Origin of the sequence: Pseudomonas gingeri (assembly GCF_013385635.1) — a bacterium.
Classification (GTDB): domain Bacteria; phylum Pseudomonadota; class Gammaproteobacteria; order Pseudomonadales; family Pseudomonadaceae; genus Aquipseudomonas; species Aquipseudomonas gingeri_A.
Genome location: NZ_JACAPR010000011.1, coordinates 175,523 through 201,668 on the forward strand (window position 1 = coordinate 175,523; position 26,146 = coordinate 201,668).

Here is a 26,146-nt window from a genome sequence, read left to right on the forward strand (position 1 = left end):
CAGTGCTGAGTACATTAACGTGCCGATAAGGATGAAGCTGTGCCGGTTTTTCCCCTGTTTGTGAGTTTTATTCACAGTTATTTGCCAGGAATCCCATGACCCGCATCCCCCCGTTGCCTGCCCTCAAGGCGTTTCTCGCAGCTTGCCGGGCGGGGAGCTACAGCGCTGCCGCCGAGGAACTGAATGTCACTCATGGCGCGGTGAGCCGACAGATCCAGAGCCTGGAAGAGTGGCTGGGACAGAAGCTGTTCGAGCGTTCCGGACAGCGCATGGCGCCGACTTCACATGCGCTGGCGTTTGCCCTGGAGGTCAGTGAGGCGTTCGAGCGAATCAACGATGCCGCGCAACGCTACGGCAAGGGCAGCGCCAGCATGTTGCTGCGGGTCAGTGCGCCCGCGACCTTTGCCATGCGCTGGCTGATCCCGCGTCTGGGCGACTTCCACCAGCAGCATCCGGGCATGTTGATCCAGGTGCAGACCGCGACCACCCAGCAGATCTCCCTGGCGGGCAGCTTCGACCTGGCGATCCGGCGGGGTTCGCCGCAAACCGATCACTTCAGTGCCCAGCCCTTCCTCGATGAGTGGCTGACCGTGGTCGCGGCGCCGAGCCTGCTGGCCCGGGTGCCGCTCGACTCGTTGCTGGACTTGCCGCGTCATGTGTTGCTGGAAACCGAGACCCGGCCCGGAGATTGGCAGCAGTGGCTGAACTCGGCCGGCTCAACCGCGCATGGCACACCCGCGCGGCTGCGTTTCGATCATTTCTATGTGACCTACACCGCGCTGATCGACGGCCTTGGCTTGGGGATCGGCCCGGTTCCCACCCTTGAGCACGACGTCAATGTCGGCAGGCTGGTGTTGCCGTTCGCCGATATCCGCACCCCCAGCCGTCGTTACTACAGCCTGACTCCGGCAGGGGTGCCCAAGACGCTCATTCATCGCAAGTTCGAAAGCTGGTTGCTTGAGCAGGGGAACATCCAGGGCGCCCGCCAGGAGGCGCCGGCCGGGATCTAGTCCTGTCGTGTTTCCCGCCTGAGCCGGTCACTGGCTCGCTCCATCAGCGCGCGGTCCCGCCAGGCGACCCGCTCTTCCCAGTTCTCCAGCGGCACCAGGGCCCGGCGCTGGCCTTCGACCATGGCCACCAGTTCGGCGGTCCACGGATCATGCTGCCCGCGTTCGGCACCCATGCGTGCATAGGCCGGGCCCATTTTCAGGGCGTGGGAACCGATGCCGCCACGGGTGTTGAGGTCGACGGTTTCGAAGGGGCCCATGAATGCCCAGCGCAGACCGAGGCCCTGGCTGACGACTTTATCGATGTCGGCGACCGAGGTGATGCCATCGCGCACCAGGCAATAGGCTTCACGCAGCAAGGCACCTTGCAGACGATTGAACACAAAGCCTTCTATCTCCTTTTGCAGGCGCACAGGTGTCAGTCCTGCTTCGGTATAGAGTTCCAGGGCCCGGTCGACCTGCTGTGCGGCGGTGAACGGGGCCGGGACGATTTCGATCACCGGCAGCAGGTACGGCGGGTTGCCGGGATGCGCGACCAGGCAACGGCCGCGGCCGGGCAGGGTGTCGGCGAAGCTTGAAGCCGTCAGCGCCGAGGATGAGCTGGCGAGGATCGCGTCGGCAGGGGCCAGGCTGTCGAGTTGACGAAACAGTTCGATCTTCAGGTCGAGCCGTTCCGGCGCGCATTCCTGGATCAGGTTGGCGCCGGCGACCGCGCTGGCCAGATCGCCGCACAGGCTGACCCGGGAGAGCAGGGTCTCGGGTGTTTCCTGCAGCAGGCCGTAGTGAACCAGTTCCGCACAGCGGCTGGCGATTTCCTGGCCGGCCAGTTGCAGACGTTGGCCGTCCGGGTCTTGCAGGCGCACGCTCCAGCCGGCGCGGGCAAAGACGATGGCGAAGGCCACGCCGATACTGCCGGCGCCAATCACGGCGACCACGTGGGGGGATGGGTTCATGGGCTCTCCTGTTGTTGTTGAAGGATGAACAAGTCAGTGCACGACGCGCACCATGGCGCTGCGTCCCGGTGCCGTATGCACGCGGATAAAGCCGCTGAGACGGGCATCGAGTGCCGGGTCGCCGCTGTCGACGAACAATTGCCCCTGGGGCAGGGCGGCGATTTTTGCGCTGCTGGCCAGGACATGCAGATGTGTCGGGGCGATCAACGCGAGGACGGCGGCGCTGATTTGCTGGTTGCCGCGACCGAACAGGCAACCCTGGCCACCGGTGAGGCTGACGACCACGTGGGCGGGATAACGCGTGGCGAGTGTCAGCAGATCGCTTTCATTGGCATCGCGACAAATCAAGGTCTGGCCGAGATAGGCGTCGACGCCGAGTAGCGTTGGCTCTCCGTTCAGATGCCTGGCCAGCGCCTGGATGGTTCGGCCGGGGCCCAGGAAGTAGACGTGTTCCGCGTGCATTCGGGCGGCGAACAAGGTCGCTTCGGCCTCCACGGCCCGGTCCGGGTTGGCGCTGCCGGACTTGGCGCCCTGCATATGTCGTGGGTCGGCGGGTACCCGTGCGTAACCGTAGAGGCGGGTGCTGACGCGATCTTCGCGGGAGGCGTTTTCATCGATATCCAGCAGCTCGGCTTCGCGGCTGCCGACACTGCCACGGGCACACTGGCGAGCGACTTCGCCGGCGTGTTCCGGCGAGCGGGCAAACACCCCGGAATACATTTTCACCCCGCAGGGAATACCGAGCAGGAGCGTCGGCGTGGCCGCGGTGGCTGCGGCCACATCGCGAGCGGTGCCATCGCCGCCGGCGAACAGCAGCAGGTCGACGGATGCGGCAAGCAGTGCACGGCAGGCCTCGACGGTATCGCGCGCCGAGTGCTCGGTGGCCGGAGTGGCGATGACACGTGCCGGCAAGCCGGCCTCATGACAGGCGCGCTCGCCCATCTCGCCAGCCACCGTCATGACCTGGGCATCGCTGTCGAGCAGTCGGCGCAATGTTCGCACGCAACGCTCATGAGCTTTGGGCCGGGCGCCAAGCTTTAGCGCCAGGGCCACCGTATCGGCGCCATCGCTGCCCTTCAGGCCGATCGTTCCGCCGAGTCCGGCGAAGGGATTGATGAGCAGGCCGATCTTGAACGCCATCGATACTCGCCTTCGGGTGATTGAGCAGTTGCGAGTGTCAGCATTGCCACGTAGATTGTGCGCAATACAAACTTAAGTTCGCGTTTGTCCCCATATTGCGTCCGGAGGTAAGATGAGTCAACCCAGATCAGCCCATCCGTTTATGGCCAACGCTCTGCCTGATATCAAGCAGGAAATGCTGAATATCCTTGGCATTGAATCTGTTGAAGCGCTTTTCGAGCAGATTCCCGAAGCTCACCGATTGCAGGAAAAGCCCGAACTTATGGGCGCTATGCGTTCAGAGGCGACCCTGAGCCGTCATTTGCGCGAAATCCTCGGTCGCAACCGTAACTGTGCCGAGACACTGAGCTTTCTCGGTGGCGGTTGCTGGCAGCATCACGTGCCGGCCATCTGCAATGAGATCGCCGGTCGCAGCGAGTTTCTGACGTCGGTGTGGGGTACGCCTTCATCCGACCAGGGGCGTTGCCAGGCATGGTTCGAGTTCAGCAGCCAGTTGGGTGAACTGGTGGGCTGCGAGTACGTCGGCCTGCCGGTCTATAGCTGGGGGTGCGCCGCCGGGCATGCCTTGCGCATGGCCTCGCGACTGAACGGTCGTCACACTTTGCTGCTGCCAAGGATCATTGATCCGGAGCGGCTGGCGGTGATTCGCAACTACTGCGAACCCGACATGGCCAACGAGCTGCAACTTGAGTTTGTCGACGCCGATCCGGTGACCGGCGCCATGGACCTGGAGGATCTCAAGGACAAACTGGGCAGCCATGTCGCGGCGGTGTACCTGGAGGCGCCGAACTACTTCGGCCTGATCGATGGCGGCGCGGCAACCATTGCCGAGTTGACCCATGCCCAGGGGGCGGAGTTCGTGGTCGGTGTCGACCCGATCTCCCTTGGCGTCCTGGCGGCTCCGCCGGATTACGGTGCCGACATTGTGGTGGGCACCATCCAGACCCTGGGCATTCCGATGTATGGCGGAGGTGGCCTGGGCGGCTTTATCGCCACCCGCGATGAAGAGCGTTACGCCCGCGAATACCCGACGCTGCTGATCAGCATCACCACCACCGCGCATCCGGGGGAGGTCGGTTTCGGCCTGTCCCTGGCCGAGCAGTCGTCTTATGGCCTGCGCGAAAACGGCAAGGACTGGACCGGTAACTCGGTGTACCTGTGGGCCATTGCCAATGCGGTATACATGTCACTGATGGGGCCGCAGGGATTTGTCGACGTCGGTGAGCTGATCGTTGCCCAGGCCCATCAGGCGGCGCGACGCCTGAATGAACTGCCGGGCGTTGCGATCCGCTATGGCGACGGTTTCTTCAAGGAGTTCGTGGTGGATTTCAACGCCAGCGGCCTTTCGGTGGCGGCCATCAACCAGGGCTTGCTGGAACGGGGAATCTTTGGCGGGCATGACCTGAGCCGGGAGTTCCCGGAACTCGGGCAAAGCGCGCTGTATTGCGTGACCGAATTGCACCAGGACGCGGACATCGACCAGTTGATCGACGCCCTTCGCGAGGTACTGAACCATGAGTGAATCCGTCAAGTTACGCCGATACCAGGCCGCCGTGTGGGATGAGCCGGTGGTGATGACCCTGTCTCGTCCCGGTCGGCGTGGCGTGGTGTTTCCCACGGCGGCTGAGCCCTGCGACCTGAGCGTGATTCCGGCGACGATGCGTCGCAAGACCCTGCCGAAACTGCCGGAAATGTCCGAGCCCGATGTCTTGCGGCATTACCTGCACCTGTCGCAACAGACCTTGGGAATGATGGGTATCTCGCTGTTTGGCACCTGCACGATGAAGTACAACGCGCGGGTCAACGAAGCGATCACCGCACGCGATGATGTGGCGCAACTGCATCCGCGCCAGCCCGATTCGACCTTGCAGGGCTCGCTGCAGGTCATGCATAACCTGGACCTCAATCTGCGGGCGCTGTCGGGCATGGACCGTTTTGTGTTCCAGGCGGCGGGTGGCGCCGATGCGGCCTTTCTGCACGTCTGCGTGACCCGCGCCTATCACGCCGCCCGCGGCGAGCTGGAAACCCGCGATGAGATCATCACCTCGATCCAGTCGCACCCGTGCAATCCGGCGACGGCAGCCACGGCGGGATTCAAGATCATCACCTTGTCGCTGGAAGAGAACGGTTATCCGTCGCTGGAGGCCCTCAAGGCGGCGGTGTCGCCGCGCACGGCGGCCTTGATGATCAATAACCCCGACGACATGGGGATCTACAATCCGGATATCGCCGAGTGGGTGCGGGTGGTCAAGGAAGCGGGTGGCCTGTGCTTCTACGATCATGCCAATTTCAACGGTGTGATGAGCAAGGTGCGGGCGCGGGACCTGGGTTTCGATGCCTGCATGTTCATGCTGCACAAGACCTTCGGCGCGCCGAAGGGCGGTGGCGGGCCGGCGGTGGGCGCCTATGGTTGCAGCGAGGAACTGATTCCCTATTTGCCGGGCCCCTTGCTGGTCGAGGAGCCGGGCGGCTTTCGCCTGGAGGCGGGCAGTGAACTGGGCATTGGTCGGGTGCGCGAGTTTCTTGGCAATCTGCCGCAGATCATCAAGGCCTATGCGTGGGTACGGGCCATGGGTATCGAAGGAATTGCCGAGGCCTCGGATCTTTCGGTACTGGCCAACAATTACATGGGCAAGCAGCTCGCCGGTATCCGTGGGGTGACCTGTTCGCATCCGCACATCAAGGCGTGGCGGCTGGAGATGACTCGCTACAGCCTCGAAACCCTGGAGCGCGAGACGGGCATCAGTGCCTATGACGTGCAGAATCGCATGGTCGATTACGGTGTCGATGCGTTCTGGCTGGCCCATGAACCCTGGGTGATTGCACAGCCGTTCACACCCGAGGCCGGCGAGATGTGGTCGAAGGAAGATATCGATTACTGGATCGCGGTGCTGGCGCAGGTATGCCAGGAAGCCTATGACAATCCGGACCTGGTGCGCACCGCGCCGCACAACCATCCCATCGGCCGCCTCGACAGCGGCCCCCTCGAAGACCCGGATCGCTGGGCGACGACCTGGCGCGCGTATCAGCGCAAGTACCCCGACGCGCTTTGATTTGTAACGCGTGACCTTCAGCCACTGGCGCGACCCGCGCCAGTGGCTGAACCTTGTCTCAGCCCTTCCAGTGACCTTCGGCGTGCAGCTGGGCGAACACCTTGTCCACGGCGCGGCGCGCGCGGGCGACCATTTCAACGACTTCGTCTTCGCTGATCACGAACGGTGGCGAGAACGAAATCGAGTCACCCTGGGGCAGGGCGCGGGTGATCAGGCCTTCTTCCAGGGCGGCGCGGGCGATGCGTGGGGCAACTTTCAGCGCCGGGTCAAAGGCGGTGGCCGGATCCCGACGGGCGACAAACTCGACGGCTCCCATCAGGCCCACGCCACGTATCTCACCCACGGCCGGATGATCGGCGAAGGTTTCACGCAGCAGGCGGTGCATCAGCTCGCCCCGCGCACCTGCCTGGGCGACCAGCCCTTCCTCCTCGATGATCTGCAGGTTGGTCAGGGCAACCGCCGCGGCCAGCGGGTGGGCGCTATAGGTGTAGCCGTGGGCGAAGGCGCCGTATCTTTCGCCGCCAAGCAGCAGGCCTTGCCAGATTTTTTCGGAAACGATGCAGGCCGACAACGGTACGTAAGCCGAGGTAATGCCCTTGGCGACGGTCATCAGGTCGGGGCGCATGCCCATTTTTTCGCTGCCGAACTGAGTGCCCAGGCGGCCGAAGCCACAGATCACTTCATCGGCGATCAGCAACACATCGTATTTATCCAGCACCGCCTGCATCGCGGCGTAATAGCCGGCGGGCGGCACGATCACGCCACCCGCGCCCATCACCGGTTCCATGATCATCGCCGCCACGGTGTCCGGGCCCTCGGCGAGGATCAGGTTTTCCAGGTCGGCGGCCAGGCGTGCGACAAAGGCGGCATCGCTCTGGCCGGGTTCGGCCTGCCACAAGCGGTGCGGTGCCGTGGTGTGGCGGATGAACGGCAGGGGCAAGTCGAAGCCCGCGTGCATGCCGGGCAGTCCGGTCAGGCCTGCCGCGACCACGGTCACCCCGTGGTAACCACGATTGCGCGCGATGATCTTCTTTTTCTGCGGCAAGCCGCGAGCATTGTTGTAGTACCAGACCAGCTTGACCTGGGTGTCGTTGGCGTCGGAGCCGGAGTTGCCGAAGAACACCTTGGACATCGGCACCGGCGACAGCTGGATCAGCTTCTCGGCGAGCAGGATCGGCGTGTCGGTGGCCATCGACGAGAACGAATGGTAGTAGGGCAGGCGCATCGCCTGGGCGTGCAGGGTGTCGGCGATCTCCTTGCGCCCGTAACCGACATTGACGCACCAGAGTCCCGCCATCGAGTCGATGTAGCGGCGCCCGTTGGTGTCCTCCAGCCAGACGCCTTCACCCTTGACCATGACCAGCGGCCCGTTGCGTTCGTGCTCGGCCAGGGCGGTGAAAGGGTGCAGGAAATAACGCCGATCCAAGTCATGCAGATCGGTCGATGGGGTACGTGGATCCATGATCTCTCCAGTTGCTAACCAAGTTTTCGGATGATTATTTGTGCGCATTGCGGTGTTGTGGGCGTTGTGCGAACATAAATGTAGCACCTTAATCCTGCAACGAGGAAACAAATCATGCTGAACTTGAAAGACCCTTCACTGCTCAAGCAAGCGATCTTCGTCAATGGCGCCTGGTCGGTTCCCGAGGGCTGCGGCTGGATTGAGGTGACCAACCCGAGTACCGGCGAGCTGGTCGGGCGGGTGCCCAAGGCGGGGCGCGCCGAGACCATTGAGGCTATCGAAGGGGCGGAGCGGGCTTTCCGTCCCTGGGCGGCGCGCCCCGCTGGCGAGCGGGCGAAGGTGGTCAAGCGCTGGTATGACCTGATTGTCGAGCATGTCGACGACCTGGCCTTGATTCTCACGGCCGAGCAAGGCAAGCCGCTGGCCGAGGCTCGGGGAGAGATCCTCTACGGCGCGGCCTTTTTCGAGTGGTTCGCCGAAGAAGCCAAGCGCGTCTACGGCGAGATCCTCCCCGCGCCGCAACAGGGCCAGCGCATGCTGGTCCTGCGTCAGCCGATCGGTGTGTGTGCGGCGATCACGCCGTGGAATTTTCCGATGGCGATGATTCCGCGCAAGGCCGGTCCGGCGATTGCCGCCGGCTGCAGCATGGTGCTCAAGCCCGCCAGCGCGACGCCATTTTCAGCCCTGGCGCTGGCCGAACTCGGCCGCCGTGCCGGGCTGCCGGAGGGCGTGTTCAGCGTGGTGACCGGGGCTGCCGGTGAAGTGGGCGACGAATTGTCGACGCATCCCCTGGTGCGCAAGGTGACCTTCACCGGCTCGACCGAAGTTGGCCGTTCACTGATGGCCAAGGCCGCAGGCACCATCAAGAAAGTCGCGCTGGAACTGGGTGGCAATGCCCCGTTGATCATCTTCGACGATGCCGATATCGACGTGGCTGTCGCCGGCGCCATCGCTTCGAAATTCCGCAACATGGGCCAGACCTGTGTCTGCGCCAACCGCATCTATGTACAGCGTGGTATCCATGATCGTTTCGTCGAGCGTTTCGCCGAGGCCGTGGCGGCACTGCGGGTTGGCGACGGGCGGGCGGAAGGCGTGCAGCAGGGACCGTTGATTGACGAGGCGGCGGTACGCAAGGTTCAGGAGCATATAGATGACGCCCTGGCACAGGGGGCGCGGATTGTCACCGGCGGTCATCGGCATGCCCTGGGGCAGACCTTCTTCGAGCCCACCGTGCTCGCCGACGTGACCGCCAGCATGCGCATTGCCGTGGAAGAGACCTTCGGTCCGGTGGCCCCGGTGTTCCGCTTCGAAACCGAAGCCGAGGTGATTGCGGCAGCCAATGACACCGAATTCGGCCTGGCGGCGTACTTCTTCACCCGTGACAACGGACGGGTCTGGCGTGTCAGCGAAGCGCTTGAAGTCGGCATTGTCGGGGTCAATACCGGCGCCACCTCCTATGAGGGCGCACCGTTTGGCGGAGTGAAGTCTTCAGGTATCGGCCGCGAAGGTTCGCACCACGCCATCGAGGAGTTCACCGAGCTCAAATATGTATGCGTTGCCCAGGTGAGCTGATATATTCCGGTCTAAACTTCTGTGCGCACGTCGCACAGGCTTTTAATAGGGAATGGTGTCAAAAATGCTCGAATCAGAATCATCGATCGACGACCTTGAGAACCGTGATCGCGATTATGTCGGTTCTTTCGCTCGCGGCCTCGAAGTGATCAAGACGTTCACCCGGCATACGCCGCGGCGGACCCTCAGTGAGGTCGCCGAGGCCAGCGGCATGAGCCGGGCCACTGCGCGCCGGTTCCTGCTGACCCTGGTGCGCGAAGGGTATGCCGACAGTGACGGCAAGTACTTCAGCCTCAAGCCGAAGATCCTCGAGATCGGTTTTTCGGCCTTGTCCTCGATGAATATCTGGGACGTGGCGCAGCCGATCATGAGTGCCTTGTCCGATCGTCTGCAGGAGTCCTGTTTCGCCGCCGTGCTGGATGGCGACTCGGTGATCTACGTGGCGCGGGCCAACTCGACGCGGGTGGTCAACATCAGCATATCGATCGGCAGTCGCTCGCCGGCACACAGCGTTTCCACCGGGCGGGTACTGCTGGCGGCGCTGCCCGAGGCGCAGCTCCAGGAATACCTGGACAAGACCACGCTGACCAAATTCACCGAGCACACCGTGACCTCCAAGGTGAAGCTGCGCGAACTGGTCAACGAAACCCGCTTGCGCGGCTGGTCGATTGTCGACCAGGAGCTGGAAATCAGCCTGCGCTCGATCTCGGTGCCGATTCGCGACCGCGATGGCAAGGTGGTCGCGGCCCTCAACGTGCCGTGTCCGACCGAGCGCGTGACCTTGCAGGACATGAGCACGCGGATACTCACCGAACTGCTGGAAGCTTCGAAAAACATCACGCAGGCCCTCCAGGGATAAGCCCTTGGCCACCGTCGATAGCGCGCTCTGATCCCTGATCGAGCGCGTTTTTTTTTGCCCGGGATTTACCTTGGTCGGCTGTTACAAATCCCTGGGCGAATTGTGCGAACACTAGTTTGCAATGCGCACAATTGTGCGATAAGTTAACGCTCACATCGACAACAAAAACATTAAGCGATGGAGTGATTGTTATGCACCTGACACCTGCGCGAACCTTTGCGTTCGCGCCTTCACCAGCCCCCTGGGCCCTGTCTCGACGCCAGTCCGCCAACACCGGCTGCGCGTTATTTCACCTTTGCATCGGCGGTCGGTAACCCGGCCAGACAACCTGTTTGCCCGCGCATTGGCATTGTCGATGCACGGGCCATTGCATGGAGTCTCCAATGTTTGACCTGAAGGGCAAGACGTTGCTTGTCACCGGCGCATCCAAAGGCATCGGCGCGGCTATCGCGACGGCGCTGGGCGAGGCCGGTGCACGGGTGATCGCGCATTACGGTGGTGATCGGGCAGGTGCGGAACAGGCACTGGCCAATGTCCCGGCGGCGGACAAACTGTTCCTGCAGGCCGACCTGCATGACCTGGCCTGTGTAGAAAGCTTGTGGGACCAGGCGCAAGCCTGGCAGGGCCGTATTGATGGCTTCGTCAACAACGCGGCGATCATGCGCTGGCACGGCGGAATGGCGGCGGATGATGAAACCTGGGACAGCGTCTGGGCGGAAACCCTGGACGTGAATGTGCTGGCCCCGGCGCGCCTGATCCGTCGTGCGGTGAAGCATTTCCATGGCAATGGTGGCGGCATCCTGATCACCATTTCCAGTTGGGCGGCGCAGCGCGGGGTGACCAATCCGGACACCATCGCCTATGCCGCGTCGAAAGCCGCTGTACGGTCGATGACCCAGACCGTCGCCCGGGCTTATGCCAAGGACGGAATCCTCGCCTATATCGTTGCGCCGGGCGTGGTGCGCACGCAGATGTCCGAGTCGTTTGCCCGTACTCAGGGCGGCGAGGAGGGTGTCACCGCGCAACTGGCGATGGGTGAGTGGGTGCCGCCAAGCGATATCGCGGCGCTGGTGGCGTTTCTGGCCAGCGGTCGTTCGCGCCATCTCAGTGGTGCCACGCTCGATGTAAACGGTGCCAGCTACGTTCGTTGAGCTGACTTAAAGTGCGCATTGACAACTTTTGTTCGTATTGCGCATTAAATTATTGACATAGATGCGGCGAAGTCAGACATTGAGATTCCAGTCAGCGCTGGCGTCGCCTGTAACCCCCAATCAGGAGTTTCACATGCTTAAATTCAAAGCTGTCATTCTCTCGCTGGCCGTTGTTGCCGCGGCCGTGTCTGGCGTCGTGCAAGCACGCAGCCTCGACTCGATCATCCAGAGCGGCACCCTGCGGGTCGGCGTCAACCCGAACTTTCCACCGATGAGTTCCTACAACGACAAGAACGAACTGGTGGGCTTCGACATCGACGCGGCCAACGAAATCGCCCGCAACCTCAACGTCAAGGCAGAGTTCGTGCCAACCGAGAGTGCCCAGCGTGTGCCGTTCCTGCAATCGGATCGGATCGACATCTCCCTCGGCGCCCTGACGCGCAACTCCGAACGCGCCAAGCTGATCGATTTCACCGTGCCGCTGCACACCGAGTCCATGGCGGTGCTGACCACCGACAAGCTCAAGGTCGATAACTGGAAGGATCTCAACAGTCCGGATATCAAGCTGGTCAACATGCGCGGCAACTGGTCGGTCGACTACCTGAAAAAAGAGCTGCCCAAGTCCAACGTCCTGCTGGTGGAAACCATCGCCGATACCGTGCGTGCCGTGGCCCAGGGGCGGGGCGACGCGATTGTCGAGAACATCGACTTCTTCATGAGCTTCACCAAGAACTATCCTGACGTGAAGTGGCGCGTGCTCAAGGACCCGATTTCCGTCGGATACGACTGCATCGGCGTGGCGAAGAACAGCACCGGCCTGCGGGACTACCTGAACGTCGTGCTGTTCGAGATGCATAGCAGCGGCTTCATCAATACCACCTGGCAGAAGGCATACGGCGCGCCGATGCTCAAGCCCGTGGATGCAAACCCGTACTTCTAACCCCCGCGCCGACCCGTACCCCGGTACGGGTCGGCGAAAAGGACGGATAGCCTCGTGGACTACACCTTTCAGTTCTCCAACGTCATCCAGAACCTCCCTTATCTGTTGAAAGGGGCAGGGCTGACACTGGAAATCGCGTTTGTCTCGTTCTGGCTCGGGTCCGCCATCGGTCTGGCGGGCGCCATGGCCAAGCTGCACGGCGGGCGCCTGTTGCGTGGCCTGGTCAGTGTCTACATCACGCTGTTCACCAACACCCCGGCACTGGTGCAGATCTTCTTTCTGTTCTACGCCTTGCCGGATGTCGGCATCGTGCTGGAGCCGATGACCGCCGTGCTGATCGGCCTGACACTCAACTCCGGCGCCTACCTGACCGACATCCTGCGTTCGGGCGTCGAGTCGGTGCGCAAGGCCGAGATCGAAACCGCCGTGACCCTGGGCATGTCCGGGCTGCAGACCGTGCGTTACGTGATCTTGCCGCACATCGCCAAGACCATTTACGCGCCGCTGTGCAACTTCTTTGTCTGGCTGGTGCTGGGCAGCTCCATCGGTGCCATTTTTGGTGTCGAGGAGTTGACCGGCCGGGCCATCAACATTTCGACCGCCAACCTGCGAACGATTGAAACCTTCTCGGTGGTGGCGGCGATTTACGTGGCATTGACCTTCGTTGCGTCGATTGCCTTGGGGCTGGTAGGCCGTCACCTGTTCCGCGCAAAAATCAAGGTGTTCTGATGTTCGATCTGATCATTTCCCAGGCCCCGCGATTCTTCACCTGGTACACCCTGGTCTTCGTTCTCGAAGCCATGGGCCGCACGTTGATGATGACGGTGATCGGTTGCTCGGTGGGGGCCGTGGCCGGCTTTGCCATTACGGTGATCCGCAGCACCACCAGCAACTGGATGATGTTGTTCCGGCTGGCGGTGACGGTCTACGTCGAGGTGTTCCGGCGCATCCCGTTCCTGGTGATCCTGTTCATCGTGATGTATGCCTCGCAAGGGCTTGGCTCGAACATTTCGCTGTCGGCGATTGCGACGGTCTCGATCTGCCTGGTTGCCACCGCGTTTCTGTCGGAGATCATCCGCGCCGGACTCGAGTCGGTGCCACGCCAGCAGTTGGAAGCGGCTCAGGTGATGAACTTCGGCTTCAGCCGCACGCTGTTCATGGTGCTCCTGCCGCAATCATGGAAAGTCATCCTGCCGCCGGCCTTCGCCTTCATGGTGATGTTCATCAAGGATACCTCGCTGGCGTCGCAGATGGGCGTCGTCGAGCTGACGTTCACCGGCAAGGTGCTGATGAACCGAGGTTATTCGCCGTTCCTGGTGTACGGCGTCGTACTTGCTGCTTATTTCGTCCTGTCTTACCCACTCAGCCGATTGGGCGCTTACCTGGAGAATCGTCTTGCCTCACCTCAACGTCGTAAATCTGTCCAGCGCGTACGCGCAAATTCCGGTCCTGCAAAACGTGAGTTTGTCGGTCGATCGCGGTGAAGTGATCAGCCTGATCGGGCCGTCCGGGTCGGGCAAAAGCACCTTGTTGCGGGTACTGATGGGTTTGTTGCCGCCCACGGCCGGGCGGGTGCTGATCGATGACGAGCCGCTCGACTACGTGTCGAAAAGCAGCCTGCGTGCCGCGCGGGACAAAATGGCCATTGTCTTTCAACAGTACAACCTGTTCCAGAACATGGACGTGCTGCGCAACGTCACGATTGCGCCGACCAAGATCAAGAAGCGTCCGCGTGCCGAAGTCGAACTCGAGGCCAAGGCGTTGCTGAAGAAGGTCGGGCTCGGGGAGAAATATCACGCTTACCCGGACGAGTTGTCCGGTGGTCAGCAACAGCGTGTAGCGATAGCCCGGGCTCTGGCATTGCGGCCGCAGATCCTGCTGCTGGACGAAGTCACGGCGGCCCTCGATCCGGAACTGGTCAACGAGGTGCTCGACACGGTCCGCGCGCTGGCGAAGGAGGGGATCACCATGTTGCTGGTCTCTCATGAGATGTCTTTCGTGCGTGAGGTGTCGACGCGCATCGTGATGATGGACAAGGGCCAGGTCGTCGAGATCGGTACGCCGCAGCAGATTTTCGAGGCGCCTGTCGAGGCGCGCACTCGCGAGTTCGTCGGCAAGATCCTGCGCCACTGAGGCGCGACCCCGACTCATCCCCGTGTTGCCACGCCCCGGCGGTTTCGGGGCGTGCGGACCGACCGCTGTTGGAGAGGCTTGATGAAAGGCATTGCTATCACTTTCGAAGGCACCGTGTACACGGCCCGCCCCGGCGAGTCGTTGGCGGCGGCCCTGATCGCTGGCGGTGTGCGGCATTTTCGGGAAACCCGGGGCGGCGCCTGTCGCGGGATTTTCTGCGGGATGGGCGTGTGCCAGGAGTGCCTGGTCGACATCGACGGTCGGCCGAACCAGCGTGCGTGCATGACCAAGGTCGTGGCGCCGATCAGTGTCAGGCGCAGCATCGCCAATACACCGCTGCCGCTGGATGTGACACAGAACGTGGTGATCGAACCGATACCGGTGCGCACGCCGGATGTCCTGGTGATCGGTGCCGGGCCGGGCGGCCTGTCTGCAGCGTTGGCGGCACGACAGGCGGGTGCCAGCGTGGTCGTGGTGGATGAGCGAAGCATTGCCGGAGGGCAGTATTACAAGCAGGTCAGTGTCGAAGGGCCGGACATAGCGCCGCCCGACCGCCAGCATCGACAAGGTGCCAGGCTGATCGCCGAGGTGCGGGCCGCGGGTGTCGAATTGATTGGCGACGCGCTGGTCTGGGGGGCATTCGAGCCTGGCGAATACGGTGTCGTTATCAACGGTCATACCCAACGCTGGAAACCGCGCAGCACGGTGATTGCAACCGGTGCCTATGAACGTGGCTGGCAGGTGCCGGGCTGGACCTTGCCGGGGGTGATGACCACGGGTGCGGCACAGACATTGTGGCGTACCGCCCGGCGTCTGCCGGGGCGGCGGGTGTTGATCGCCGGCAATGGCCCCCTGAACCTGCAACTGGCGGCAGAGTTGCGGGCGGGCGGTGCGACGGTGGTGGCGGTGGTCGAGGCCGCTGCCGCACCAGGCATGGCGACGCTGGCCAGTCTGGCGCGCATGGCCGTCGCCGCGCCGGGATTGATACTGCAAGGCCTGGCGTATCGCCTGGCATTGCTGCGCGGCAAGGGCCGGATGATTCACCAGGCATTGGTCGCCGGTATCCAGGCCCAGGACGAGAAACTGAGGGTCAGCCTGTGTGATATCGACGGCCTGCCGCTGCCGGATACTTTCGAGGTCGACTGTGTGTGCCTCGGCTACGGCTTCGAACCGGCCAATGAGCTGCTGCGGGCCCTGGGCTGCGCTCACGATTACGACGCGCAGCGCCGGCAACTGGTGACCCGCCGCGATACGCGCGGCCAGACCGATATCGACGGCGTATTTGCCCTGGGCGATTGCACGGGGCTGGGTGGTGCCAGGGCCGCATTGGCCGAAGGACGCATGGTCGGCCTGGAAGCCGCCGTCTCCAGTGGTTTCAAACTGTCCGGCGAGTTGCACGAAAGCAGCCGCGAAGCCGAAGCCGAGCTCAAGCGGCAGCGGGCATTCCAGAAGGCGTTGTGGACGCTGTACAAGGCCGATGCAAAACCGCCGGCGATGACTGCGACAGCCAAGGGTGGATGCCTGGTTTGTCGCTGTGAAGAAGTCAGTTTTGCCACGCTGCAGCAGGCGCTGGACGATGGCATCAGTACGGTCGGCGCCATCAAGCGGCACACACGGATCGGCATGGGGCGCTGCCAGGGACGCTATTGCGCGGCCACGCTCGACGAGAAGGTCTGTGAACTCAACGGGTCGACCCGCTCGGAGTGGTCCGGCTTTGCTCCGCGCTTGCCGGTCAAGCCGGTGACCATCGCCGAACTGGCGGGTTCGTTGGAAAAAAATCACGCCCCATAAAGCGAACTAATGTTCGCCATGGTAACATCCATTTCAGGATGTGCAGGATTCTGTCGCTTCGAATAAGGCTTTTCGAGTTGGTTTGGCAGTAAGAACGTCATTGATTGACATAAATGCGCGAACGTTGATCTTTTCCGCGCACAAACGTACGAAAATCGGAGTCAAGCATGAGCAAAGAATTTCGCGGCAGCTACGGCGTGACAGTGACGCCATTTACCGCTGACGGCAGCCAGATCGATTACAAGGCGCTCGCCGCGTTTATCGAATGGCAAATCGCCTCGGGTTCGCCGGGCATCATCATTCTCGGTACCACGGGCGAGTTCCTGACCATCTCCGACGATGAGCGCACCCAGTACATCGAAACCACGGTGAAACTGGTCAATGGCCGTATCGACGTGCTGGTGGGCACCATGGACGCCTACACCCCCAACGCCGTGCGTTACACCCGTGAAGCCGAAGCGCTGGGTGCCGACGGTTTCATGATTGCGCCGCCGTATTACTACACCCCGACCGAAGACGAAATCTTCAAGTACTACCGGGCGATTTCCGAGTCGACCTCGCTGCCGATCATGCTCTACAACAACCCGGTGACCACCAACGTCGATATGTCCGCCGCGCTCGTCGCGCGCATGACCAAGGCCTTTGACAACGTGCGCTACATCAAGGAAGCGAGCATGGATGTCGGGCGCATCTATGACATCGTCGAAGGCACCGAAGGGGTGATGAACGTGTTTGCCGGCGAGCGTCCGGTCGAGAGCTTTCTGCTCGGTGCGGTGGGTTACGTGAACCCTTACGCCAACTACATTCCGCGGGCGTCGACGCGCCTCTGGGAAGCTCTGGTCGAAGGCAAGCTGCAGGAAGCGGGCAAGATCCAGGCGATGATCAGCAGCTTCGATCACATCATTGCCGAAGGTCACCCCACCTATGGTCATCAGTGCTATTCGAAAGCCCTGGCGGCATCGCAGGGTTACCCGGTCGGCGATGTACGCGCGCCGTTGACGCAGTTCGCAGAACTCGGTCAGGAAGGCCTGGACCGTCGCGCGCGGATCGTCAGCATCATCGATGACATCAATAGCTACGTTGCTGCCCAAGCGGCGAAGTGATCAGGGGGCAGGGATGAGCCGTCCACCATTGTTCACGCCTTTCGACTCCCGCGGCGTGCGTTTTCGCAATCGCCTGGTGGTGTCGCCGATGTGTCAGTACCAGGCTGTCGAAGGCCTGATCAATGATTGGCACTACGCCCATCACGCCCGGTTCGCCCTGGGCGGGATCGGCGGTGCGTTGCTCGAAGCCACCGCGGTGACACGCGAGGGTCGCATCAGCCCCGGTTGCCTGGGGATCTGGAGCGACCAGCAGATCCCCGGCCTGCGGCGCATCGCCGAACTCTATCATCAGCATGACGTGCCGCTGGGCGTGCAACTGGCCCATGCCGGACGCAAGGCCAGTTCGGCGGTACCCTGGCTCGGCAGCGGTCCGTTGGGCGCAGGCACGGCAACCCCGGCCTGGCCGACACTGGCGCCTTCGGCACTGGCCCATGCCGCTGATTGGCCGACGCCGCAGGCGGCCAGTCTCGATGACATCCGGCAGGTCATCCAGGCGTTCGCCGACGGCGCTCGTCGGGCGGTTGAAGCGGGGCTGGATTTTGTCGAAATCCATGGGGCGCATGGCTATCTGATCCATGAATTTTTTTCGCCGTTGGCCAACCGTCGTGACGATGCCTACGGTGGCGATTTTGCCAACCGCGCACGGCTCGCGCTGGAGGTCGTGCGCGCTGTACGCGCCGTGGTCCCTGCGAGCATGCCGGTGTGGTACCGGGCCTCTTGCGTGGACGACGGCGAGGGCGGTATCGGCCTGGATGACAGCGTGCGCCTGGCCGCGCTGCTGGCGGCCGAAGGCGTTGATCTGGTGGATTGCTCGGCGGGCGGGATCCTGGGTCCGGTCGCGCGTTCCGCCACGGTGGCCTTGCCGGGGCACCAGGTGCCGTACGCCACGCGAATCCGTGCCGAAGCCCAGGTGGCAACCATGGCGGTCGGGTTGATTACCGAGGCACGGCAGGCCAACCAGGTGATTGTCGACGGTGCCGCCGACCTGGTGGCATTGGGGCGGGCATTGCTGGATGATCCGAGCTTCGCCTATCACGCGGCGCTGGAACTGCAGATCCCTGACGCCCATGATCTGTTGCCGAGATCCCACGGTTTTTTTCTCGCCCGCCGTCAGGCACACACGCAGGTGAAAGCCACATGAGTGATGAAGCGGAGTTGTTTCCATGGCCGATGTGATTGTCATCGGCGGCGGCCTGGTCGGCTGTGCCACGGCCTATTACCTGGCGAAGGACGGCGTTGATGTGCTGGTGCTGGAGCGCACCGAACTCAATACCCAGGCGTCGGGTTCGAATGCCGGCAGCCTGCATGCACAGATTCCCCACGACCCGTTCGTCAACAAGGGCCCCGAGTGGGCGCGGCGGTTCGCCCCGAGCATCGGTTTGATGGCGCGTTCCATCGCCATGTGGCACGAACTGCCCAAGGAGCTTGGTGTCGACCTCGAAGTCTCGACCAAGGGCGGCCTGCTGGTGGCGACCAGTGAGCAGCAGTTGCGTGAAATCGAGGCCAAGGCGGCGCTCGAACGCGAGCATGGGCTGGAGGTCAACCTGCTCGATCAGGCGGCCGTGCGCGAACTGGCGCCGTATCTCTCGGACCGGGTACTCGGCGGCGCGTTCTGTCCGATCGAAGGCAAGGCGAGTCCGTTGATTGCAACGCTGGCGTACGCCGACGCGGCGAAGCGCCTGGGGGCGAAATTCCGCCGGCACAGCGAGGTCATCGGTATCGAGCAGGGCCAGCAGAACTTCCGCGTGCGGCTGGCCGGCGAGGACCTGGTGGCGCGTCGCGTGGTCAATGCGGCGGGCGCCGATGCCGGGCGGATTGCCGCCATGCTGGGCATCCATACGGACGTGCAGGGTTTTGCGATTCAGGTCGCGGTGACCGAGCAGACCGGACCGTTGATTGCGCATCTGGTGTACTCGGCGGGGGAGAAGCTCACGCTCAAGCAGAACGCCATCGGCTCGGTGTTGATCGGCGGTGGCTGGCCGGCGCGCTGGCACGGTCGCGGGCATCCGGTGACCGATCCCGACTCGCTGGCGCAGAACATGGCCCTGGCCCTGCAGACCGTGCCGGCGCTGGGTCCGCTGCGGGTAATCCGCACCTGGGCGGCGGTGGTCAACGGCACTGACGACTGGCGCCCTATTCTCGGTGAAGCTCCCGGCGTCCCGGGATTCTTCATGGGTTTCTTTCCCTGGATGGGCTTCACCGCCGGGCCGATCGTCGCCCGCATTATCGCCAGCCTGGTGCAAGACAAACCGGTGCCCCTGGACATCGATTATCGGCCGTTCCTGTATCAGTGAAGGGCGAGCTGACGAAGAGCAGAACTGGGGTGTCGTTTCCCTGATGTCGTAAAGGACAACACCGCCCACAACTTTCTTTCAGCGACCGAGGGACGCTCTTCAATTGTTGATGTCTCTTCTACAGGTCTTGCATCACTCTGCATTTTGGAAACAGCGAACACCCCCGGAATTGTTACCCCGCCTTTGGCCCTGATTTCACGACGCGGATCACCAGCGCATTGCCGCACTTCGGGCATTGCCGTTCGGCGTGGGGATCTTCACGGCGCTTCAGGTTCTGCACATGCTCGCGATGAGTCGCCAGGGACGGTGCACGGCGGCCGGTTTGCAGGGCGTGCACCAGCGCGTTGACTTCGGCTTCGCTGAATACCTGTTGGCGGAATGACTTGATGTAGGAAATAAAGCCGATGCCCTGGGTGACGTTGTGCAGGCGGCGGTAGACTTGCTTGTCCAGCCGCCACAAGGGGCAATGGACGATATGGATGTGTGTTTGGCCCGGGTTACCTTCAGGTGCTCAGTCGATCAACCCATTGCCATCGTAAAACGGATACGGCCCCGGATACTCGCCGAACACTCCGTTATGGGTTACCAACCCGCGCTGCGGATGCCAGGCGTGCAGCAGATACCCCGCCGGTTCCAGGTTGAAATGCGCGGGGGCGGTGTCCTGCAGGTCGAGCACGATCTGATGGGATGTCCCTGGGCAAACGCTGCTGATACTGCCGCCGAACCGTCGCTGCATGGGGCGATGCATATGTCCGCACAGCAGCCGTTCTACCTGCGGATGCCGGGCGATCACGGCCTCCAGCGCCGCGGCGTTTTGAAAGGACTCGCGGTCCATATGGCCGATCCCGGTGATAAATGGCGGGTGATGCAGGATCACTAGCGTCGGTACTTCGGGACGGCGTGCCAATTGCTCATCCAGCCACTCGAGCTGGCTGTCTCGCACACACCCGCCATGGGCACCAGGCGTGGTCGAGTCCAGGCCGATCAAGCGTACCGGATGTTTGTCCACCACCCAGTCCAGAGGTCCCGACGCCGAGCGGGGCAGGTAGTCGTGCTCTGGCAAGCCCGCCAGCAGGTGTTCACGCACGTCGTGGTTACCGGGCACGACGTAGCAGGGCATCTGCAAGCGGGCGAGTTCGGGGCGCAGTACGGCGTATTCATCCGGCCGGCCGAAGTCCACCAGGTCGCCGCTGATCACCACGATGTCGGCACGCGGGACGCTGGTGTTCAGTTGGTCGACGGCGCGGCGCAGGGCGCCGAGGGTATCGACCACTCCGTACGTCAGGCGCTGGCCGGCCTTGAGGTGCAGGTCGCTGATCTGGGCGATAAGAAACGAAGAATTCACAAAAGCCTCTTGTCCGGAGAAATCATCACGAGTGCAGGGTGAACAGCGTCTGCGGTTCGATGGCCAGGGCGATAGACGCCCCGGTGGCATGGATCTGCGGGTCGGTGCTGTCCACCAGCAGCGGTTGTGCGCCGCCGATATCCACCAGCAGGCGGCTCTGCGCGCCCTGGAAAAACTGCCCCAACAAACGACCGCGCAGATGACCGTCGCCTTCCATCACCCGCAGGTGTTCCGGGCGGCAATAGACCGTGACGGGCAGGTGCGAGCCGCTCCAGGGCAGTTCGCCGCCGCTGACTTTCAGGCCATCGCGGGTACGCTCGAGCACCGCGAAGGCATTGAGGTTGCCGACGAAACCGGCGACAAACGGGTTGGCCGGTTTCTGGTAGATCTCCCGTGGACTGCCCAGTTGCGCGATGCGGCCCTGTTCCATGACCAGGATGCGGTCGCCCAGGGCCATGGCTTCGCCCTGGTCGTGGGTGACGAATACCGAGGTGATGCCGAGGCTGCGCAGCAACTGGTCCAGCTCGCTGCGCAGGCGTTCGCGCAGTTGTGCATCCAGGGCCGCCAACGGCTCGTCCAGCAGCAGGACCCTGGGACGTGGCGCCAGCGCACGGGCCAGGGCGACCCGCTGGCGCTGGCCGCCGGACAGTTCGTGAATACCGCGCTGGCCGTGCTCGCCCAGGCCCACCAGTTCCAGCAGTTCGGCGCAGCGCTTATGGCGTTCAGCCGGGGGCATGCCCCGGACCTTGAGCCCATAGGCCACGTTGTCGGCGACGTTGAGGTTGGGAAACAGCGCGTAGTTCTGGAATACCATGCCGACGTCGCGCCGCTCGATGGGCACGCGGGTGACATCCTCGTCGCCGAACCAGATCTGCCCGCTGTCGGGGCGCTCCAGCCCGGCGATCAGGCGCAGGGTGGTGGTCTTGCCGCAGCCGGACGGGCCGAGGATCGCCAGGGTTTCCCCCGGTTCGATGGTCAGGTTCAGGTCGTGCACGGCGACGGTGCCGTCGGAAAAGGCCTTGCGGCAGCCTTGCAGGCGAATGGTGGTGCCGGTCATCGACGTTCTCCACGGGACAGACGGGCGCTGATGGCCTGCAATGCAATCAGCAGCGGCACGATCAGCAACAGGAAAATCAGGGTGTAGGCACTGGCGACTTCCAGCCGCGCCGAGGCGTAGCTGTCGGCCAGGCCCACCGGCAAGGTCTTGGTCATCGGGGTGTGCAGCATCCAGGTCAGGTTGAATTCACCCAGGGACAGGGTGACCACCATCAGCACCCCGGCGAGAATGCCGGCACGGCTGTTGGGTACCACCACGGTAAAGAACCGCCGCAGCGGACCGGCACCCAGGCTCGCCGCGGCTTCTTCGAGCACCGGCAAGTGCTGGCGCTGCATCACCGCCATCACCGGGCGCACCAGGAAAGGCAGGGTGAACAGCACATGACCCACCAGGATAAACAGCCAACTGCCCCGAAAGGCGCCGAACTGACCGTAGGTCAGCAGCAGTGCCAGGGCACTGGCCAGGCCCGGCATGGCCACCGGCAGTACCATCAGTTCCTCGAAGGCGCGACTGAAACGGTTGTTCATCCGCACCAGGGCGTAGGCCGCCGGCACGCCAACGATGCACACGCACAGGGCGCAGGCCAGGGCCAGTTGCAGGGACAGCCAGACGGTGCCGGAGTAGGCCTGCCAGACCTGCAGCAGCCAGTCGAAGGTCAGGCCGCTGGAAGGCCCCTGGAAATAGTTGCGGGTCACCCCGGCGAGCAACGACAGCAGCACCGGCACCAACATGAAGGCGCAGACCAGCAGGGTGAACAGCAGTTGCGCGAAAAACAGGCCTGAACGTTTCAAAGGACGGTCCTCGCCTGTTTGACCAGGCGCCGCGCCAGCAGCAGTACCGCCCAGGTCACGCCCCCCAGCACCACGGACAGCGCCGCGGCGACGGCGAAGTTGGCGTAGTTGGTGAACACGTTGTAGATCGCCACCGGAGTGACATTGAGCCGGGTACCGAGGGTGAAGGCGGTGCCGAACGCCCCCATCGAGGTGGCGAAGCAGATCGCCCCGCAGGACACCAGCGCCGGCGCCAGGCCCGGTACGATCACGTCGCAGACCACCCGCCAATGCCCGGCGCCGAGGGAATGGGCGGCTTCTTCCAGGCTGCGGTCGAGGCTTTCGCAGGCGGCCATCACCGTCAGGATCACCCGGGGAATGGAGAAATACAGGTAGCCGATAAACAGCCCGGTCAATGAGTAGGCGAAGATCCAGCGCTCGCCGGCCAGTTGCAGGCCGAACTGGGCGAACAGACCCTGGCGCCCGGCCAGGAGGATTACCAGGAAACCCACGACCACGCCGGGAAAGGCTAGGGGAAAGGTCAGCAGGGCCACCAGCGCCGAGCGGCCGAAGAACCGTTGCCGGGCCAGGAACACGCCACTGACGCCGCCGATCAGCAGGGCGACCAGGGTGGTCAGCGCCGCCAGCAGGCCGGTCTGCACCAGGCTGCCCAGGTACTGTGCGCTGCTCAGCACCTGCCAGTAGCCGCTGCCGGCGGCGTCACGGCTTTGCGTGCCGAGCAGGATCAGGTGGGCCAGTGGTAGCAGCCAGAACGCCAGCAGCAGCGCCATGGCCGGGGCCAGCGCCCAGATTACCGCCGGCGGCAGGCGCAGTCGTGGCCAGCTGCCGGGGTGCATGGCGAGGGCCTTGTCGACCGATGTCGCCACTTACTTCACCTCGTTAAGGTAGCGGGCGGCGAAGGCTTCCTGGACGGCGGCCATATGCTCGTAGTCGACCACGCCGGCACGGGCGTAATCACTGTCCGGAAGGAAGCGTGCGGCGACGTCGGCGGGCATTTTCATCTGCCGTACCGGACGCAGGTAGGCGTTGGCCCACAAGGCCTGGCCCTGGTCGGAAAGGACGAAGTCGAGGACCTTCTCGGCGTTGGCTCGATGCGGGGCATTGCCGACCGGACTCATCACGTACGGCACGCTGAGGCTGCCCTCCTTGGGGATCACGAAGGCCACGTTGGCCTGGTCCTTGTAGCGGGCGCGGTAGGCGTTGAAGTCGTAGTCCACCAGGATCGGCAATTCACCGGAGAGCACCCGCGCATAGGCGGTCTGCTTGGGCACGATGGGAGCGTTTTTCGCCAGTTTGCGAAAGTAGTCGATGGCCGGGGCGAAGTTGTCCAGGGTGCCACCCATGGCCTGATTGATCGCGACCGCCGAGACATAACCGACAAAGGCGCTGGACGGATCGAGGTAGCCGACCATGCCCTTGTATTCGGGTTTCAGCAGGTCGGCCCAGCTTTGCGGCACGGGCAGGCCGCCGAGGGCGTCGACGTTGACCATCAGGCCGAGGGTGCCGGAGTGGATCGCGAACCAGTGTCCCGCCGGGTCTTTCAGGCCGGCGGGGATCTCGTCCCAGTGCTTGGGCTTGTAGTCGCCCAGGACCCCGGCTTTCTGCGCCTGCAGGCCGAAGGTCACGCCGTAGTAGACGACGTCGGCCACCGGTGCGGCCTGTTCGGCCACCAGTTGCGCCAGGGCCTGGCCGGAGTTCTTGTTGTCCAGCGGCACCTGGACGCCGGTGCTGTCGGCGATCGCCTTGAGCTGGGTGCCCCAGTCCGCCCATTCCGGCGGGCAGTTGTAGCAGATGGCGGTTTCGGCGGCGTGGGCCAGGCTGGCGATGCCGCCGAGCAACAGGGCCGCCAGGGTCTTACTGAGCAGGGTCATGAGGCGTTTCCTCGTAGGGCCGGGTACTTTCGCCCGGCCGGATATGGCAGGGCAGGCATTGGGATGTAGGGTTGGCGCCGTTGATGCGCGCCAGCAGGTGTTCGATGGCGGTATTCGCCAGGGCGGTGATCGGCTGGACCACGCTGCACAGCGTCGGGTGCATCTGGGTGCCGATGGCGATGCCGTCGAAACCGATGACCGACAAGCGCTCGGGCACGCCCCAGCCGTTGCGGCGCAACTCGGCGATCAGGCTGATGGCCAGCAGGTCGTTGGAACAGACCAGCGCGCTTGGCGGCTGCGGACCGCGCAGCAAAGGCTCGATAGCGGTGAAGTCGGCGCGGGTATGCGCCGGCATTTCAATCACTGGCAGCGGCGCCAGGCCGCGTTCCTGCATGGCATCGCAGTAGCCGGCGTAACGCAGGCGCGCACGGTCGGACTGCAGGGCCGGGCCGGCGACCATGCCGATCCGCGTATGCCCGGCGTCCAGCAGGTAGCGCGTGGCCAGGGCCATGCCGGCGCGGTTGTCGACCGATACCGCACAGTAGTCGGTGTTGTCCGGCTGGTGATAGGCCAGCACGAAGGGGGTGTCTTCCTGGGCCAGGCTTTCCAGCAGCGGGTTCTGCTCGGCATCGGTCACGGTCAGGATCAGGCCGTCGACCCGCTGGCGCAGCAACTCCTCGACCACCGCGCTTTCGCGGTCGGCGGCGTAGTCGGTGGTCGCCAGCAGCAGGTTGTAGCCCCAGGCCCGGGCCGCGCGTTCCATGGCCTGGAACTGCTCGGCGAACACCGGATTGAGCAGGTTGGGGACCATCACGCCGATCAGGTTGGTCTGTTGCAGGCGCAACTGGCGGCCCAGGTGATTGGGGCGGAAACCCAGTTCGCGGGCAGCGGCGAAGACCTGCTCGCGGGTGGTCGGACGCACCACTTCGGGGCTGGCGAAGGTACGGGCGGCGGTCGCCCGGGAGACGCCGGCCAGGCGTGCTACATCTTTCAAATCGGTCATTGTCGCTTCCTTGAGATCGATCTCATTGGCCTGCGACAGTACGGATCGAAGATGGCGATCCGATAAAGGAGCTATGACAGTTTGATGTCAGGTGTCGGCTGCATGTGCTGATCGTTGCTGATCGTTCCTACGCTCCAGCGTGGGAATGCCTCAATGGACGCTCCGCGTCCGCTCTGCAGGTGACGCGGAGCGTCACGGGCTGCATTCCCACGCAGAGCGTGGGAACGATCAATAACGATCACTATGATCAGGTTCAGCTACCCTGTTTTACAAGAAATCAACGTCAGGCTTTTGTCAAAAAAAGGTAGGAGCAAGACGCTTTTTTTGACGGATTTGCGCGTCCCGTGGACAATGGCATTTCCGCCACCATTGATGCTGGCCAGTCTCTTCGCTTTTCCCTGCGCGAGATTGCAGCCGAGGCTGGGCATTTCGCGACCCTGCGGTCGTCAAATGGCCTGTTCGTCCGATGGTGCCGGAGTCTGATGGCAGCGATGCCGACAATGTGTGCGACCACGCACCAACAGAATTCATGTCACTCAAGTCAGCTGAAGCCAACAACGATAAGAAGTCAGCGCAGGAGCGACATAAAAAGTGAGGCCGATGCCAGTGATGGCGGCCTTG

Annotated in this window: 23 protein-coding genes and 1 pseudogene; 14 read left to right on the plus strand and 10 right to left on the minus strand. The window is 63.3% G+C overall.

Annotated elements, in window-relative coordinates:
- The first annotated feature begins 95 nt into the window (after nt 1–95).
- Nucleotides 96–1,010, plus strand: coding sequence for a LysR substrate-binding domain-containing protein (locus tag HX851_RS14785; protein WP_177058085.1), 915 nt, complete (start codon nt 96–98; stop codon nt 1,008–1,010).
- Here HX851_RS14785 and HX851_RS14790 read toward each other — a convergent pair.
- Together HX851_RS14790 and HX851_RS14795 are read right to left on the minus strand one after the other, a co-directional pair.
- The gene (locus tag HX851_RS14790) at nt 1,007–1,960 is read right to left on the minus strand and encodes a 3-hydroxyacyl-CoA dehydrogenase (RefSeq protein ID WP_177058086.1); all 954 of its coding nucleotides are present in this window, start codon (nt 1,958–1,960) and stop codon (nt 1,007–1,009) included. The two genes, HX851_RS14785 and HX851_RS14790, sit on opposite strands and share 4 nt — an antisense overlap.
- A gap of 33 nt (nt 1,961–1,993) precedes the next feature.
- On the minus strand, nt 1,994–3,100 hold the full coding sequence (locus HX851_RS14795) for an ATP-NAD kinase family protein (protein WP_177058087.1): 1,107 nt from the start codon (nt 3,098–3,100) through the stop codon (nt 1,994–1,996).
- 142 nt (nt 3,101–3,242) lie between these two features.
- Between HX851_RS14795 and gcvPA the strand changes: the two genes are divergently transcribed.
- Nucleotides 3,243–4,622, plus strand: coding sequence for an aminomethyl-transferring glycine dehydrogenase subunit GcvPA (gene gcvPA / locus HX851_RS14800; protein ID WP_256262722.1), 1,380 nt, complete (start codon nt 3,243–3,245; stop codon nt 4,620–4,622).
- On the plus strand, nt 4,615–6,153 hold the full coding sequence (gcvPB, locus tag HX851_RS14805; protein ID WP_177065914.1) for an aminomethyl-transferring glycine dehydrogenase subunit GcvPB: 1,539 nt from the start codon (nt 4,615–4,617) through the stop codon (nt 6,151–6,153). Before gcvPA ends, gcvPB begins: the two co-directional genes overlap by 8 nt.
- 58 nt (nt 6,154–6,211) lie before the next feature.
- On the opposite strand, the gene HX851_RS14810 is transcribed toward gcvPB, so the two are convergent.
- Nucleotides 6,212–7,615 carry an aminotransferase gene (locus HX851_RS14810; RefSeq protein WP_177065915.1) on the minus strand — a complete coding sequence of 468 codons (1,404 nt, stop codon included), beginning with the start codon at nt 7,613–7,615 and terminating at the stop codon, nt 6,212–6,214.
- 117 nt (nt 7,616–7,732) lie between these two features.
- Here HX851_RS14810 and HX851_RS14815 point away from each other — a divergent pair, with 117 nt between their 5' ends.
- The 11 genes from HX851_RS14815 to HX851_RS14865 all read left to right on the plus strand — a co-directional run bounded on the left by HX851_RS14815 (nt 7,733) and on the right by HX851_RS14865 (nt 19,458).
- The gene (locus HX851_RS14815) at nt 7,733–9,187 is read left to right on the plus strand and encodes an NAD-dependent succinate-semialdehyde dehydrogenase (RefSeq protein WP_305729184.1); all 1,455 of its coding nucleotides are present in this window, start codon (nt 7,733–7,735) and stop codon (nt 9,185–9,187) included.
- 64 nt (nt 9,188–9,251) lie between these two features.
- The gene (locus HX851_RS14820; protein ID WP_177058092.1) at nt 9,252–10,046 is read left to right on the plus strand and encodes an IclR family transcriptional regulator domain-containing protein; all 795 of its coding nucleotides are present in this window, start codon (nt 9,252–9,254) and stop codon (nt 10,044–10,046) included.
- A 383-nt stretch (nt 10,047–10,429) separates the two neighbouring features.
- Complete coding sequence (locus HX851_RS14825) at nt 10,430–11,197, plus strand: SDR family NAD(P)-dependent oxidoreductase (protein WP_177058093.1); 768 nt, start codon at nt 10,430–10,432, stop codon at nt 11,195–11,197.
- A gap of 133 nt (nt 11,198–11,330) precedes the next feature.
- Nucleotides 11,331–12,137, plus strand: a complete 807-nt coding sequence (locus HX851_RS14830) for a transporter substrate-binding domain-containing protein (protein ID WP_017129039.1) — start codon at nt 11,331–11,333, stop codon at nt 12,135–12,137.
- Nucleotides 12,138–12,191: 54 nt separating this feature from the next.
- Nucleotides 12,192–12,866 carry an amino acid ABC transporter permease gene (locus HX851_RS14835; RefSeq protein ID WP_103032806.1) on the plus strand — a complete coding sequence of 225 codons (675 nt, stop codon included), beginning with the start codon at nt 12,192–12,194 and terminating at the stop codon, nt 12,864–12,866.
- A complete protein-coding gene (locus tag HX851_RS14840; protein ID WP_017129041.1) occupies nt 12,866–13,621 on the plus strand; it encodes an amino acid ABC transporter permease in 756 nt (251 codons plus the stop codon). Before HX851_RS14835 ends, HX851_RS14840 begins: the two co-directional genes overlap by 1 nt.
- Nucleotides 13,533–14,270 carry an amino acid ABC transporter ATP-binding protein gene (locus tag HX851_RS14845; protein WP_042936805.1) on the plus strand — a complete coding sequence of 246 codons (738 nt, stop codon included), beginning with the start codon at nt 13,533–13,535 and terminating at the stop codon, nt 14,268–14,270. The genes HX851_RS14840 and HX851_RS14845 overlap by 89 nt, the downstream gene beginning before the upstream one ends.
- Nucleotides 14,271–14,351: 81 nt before the next feature.
- On the plus strand, nt 14,352–16,061 hold the full coding sequence (locus HX851_RS14850; protein ID WP_177065918.1) for an FAD-dependent oxidoreductase: 1,710 nt from the start codon (nt 14,352–14,354) through the stop codon (nt 16,059–16,061).
- Between the two features lie 167 nt (nt 16,062–16,228).
- Complete coding sequence (locus HX851_RS14855) at nt 16,229–17,164, plus strand: dihydrodipicolinate synthase family protein (RefSeq protein WP_017129043.1); 936 nt, start codon at nt 16,229–16,231, stop codon at nt 17,162–17,164.
- Nucleotides 17,165–17,177: 13 nt separating this feature from the next.
- The gene (locus HX851_RS14860; protein ID WP_177065919.1) at nt 17,178–18,305 is read left to right on the plus strand and encodes an NADH:flavin oxidoreductase/NADH oxidase; all 1,128 of its coding nucleotides are present in this window, start codon (nt 17,178–17,180) and stop codon (nt 18,303–18,305) included.
- 22 nt (nt 18,306–18,327) lie between these two features.
- Entirely contained in the window at nt 18,328–19,458 is a 1,131-nt protein-coding gene (locus HX851_RS14865; protein ID WP_177058098.1) for an NAD(P)/FAD-dependent oxidoreductase, read from the plus strand.
- A gap of 172 nt (nt 19,459–19,630) precedes the next feature.
- Here HX851_RS14865 and HX851_RS14870 read toward each other — a convergent pair.
- The 7 genes and pseudogenes from HX851_RS14870 to HX851_RS14900 form a co-directional block, all read right to left on the minus strand.
- Nucleotides 19,631–19,879 (minus strand): annotated as a pseudogene (locus tag HX851_RS14870) (nuclease); the annotation flags it as partial.
- A gap of 90 nt (nt 19,880–19,969) precedes the next feature.
- Nucleotides 19,970–20,803, minus strand: coding sequence for a phosphodiesterase (locus HX851_RS14875; RefSeq protein WP_177065920.1), 834 nt, complete (start codon nt 20,801–20,803; stop codon nt 19,970–19,972).
- A 25-nt stretch (nt 20,804–20,828) separates the two neighbouring features.
- Nucleotides 20,829–21,860 (minus strand): ABC transporter ATP-binding protein, encoded by a 1,032-nt coding sequence (locus HX851_RS14880; protein ID WP_177065921.1) that lies wholly within the window; start codon nt 21,858–21,860, stop codon nt 20,829–20,831.
- Nucleotides 21,857–22,651 (minus strand): ABC transporter permease, encoded by a 795-nt coding sequence (locus tag HX851_RS14885; RefSeq protein WP_177065922.1) that lies wholly within the window; start codon nt 22,649–22,651, stop codon nt 21,857–21,859. The genes HX851_RS14880 and HX851_RS14885 overlap by 4 nt, the downstream gene beginning before the upstream one ends.
- Nucleotides 22,648–23,487, minus strand: a complete 840-nt coding sequence (locus HX851_RS14890) for an ABC transporter permease (protein ID WP_177065953.1) — start codon at nt 23,485–23,487, stop codon at nt 22,648–22,650. The genes HX851_RS14885 and HX851_RS14890 overlap by 4 nt, the downstream gene beginning before the upstream one ends.
- A 30-nt stretch (nt 23,488–23,517) precedes the next feature.
- Nucleotides 23,518–24,522, minus strand: coding sequence for an ABC transporter substrate-binding protein (locus tag HX851_RS14895; protein WP_177058102.1), 1,005 nt, complete (start codon nt 24,520–24,522; stop codon nt 23,518–23,520).
- On the minus strand, nt 24,506–25,525 hold the full coding sequence (locus tag HX851_RS14900; protein ID WP_177058103.1) for a LacI family DNA-binding transcriptional regulator: 1,020 nt from the start codon (nt 25,523–25,525) through the stop codon (nt 24,506–24,508). Before HX851_RS14900 ends, HX851_RS14895 begins: the two co-directional genes overlap by 17 nt.
- Between the last annotated feature and the right edge of the window lie 621 nt (nt 25,526–26,146).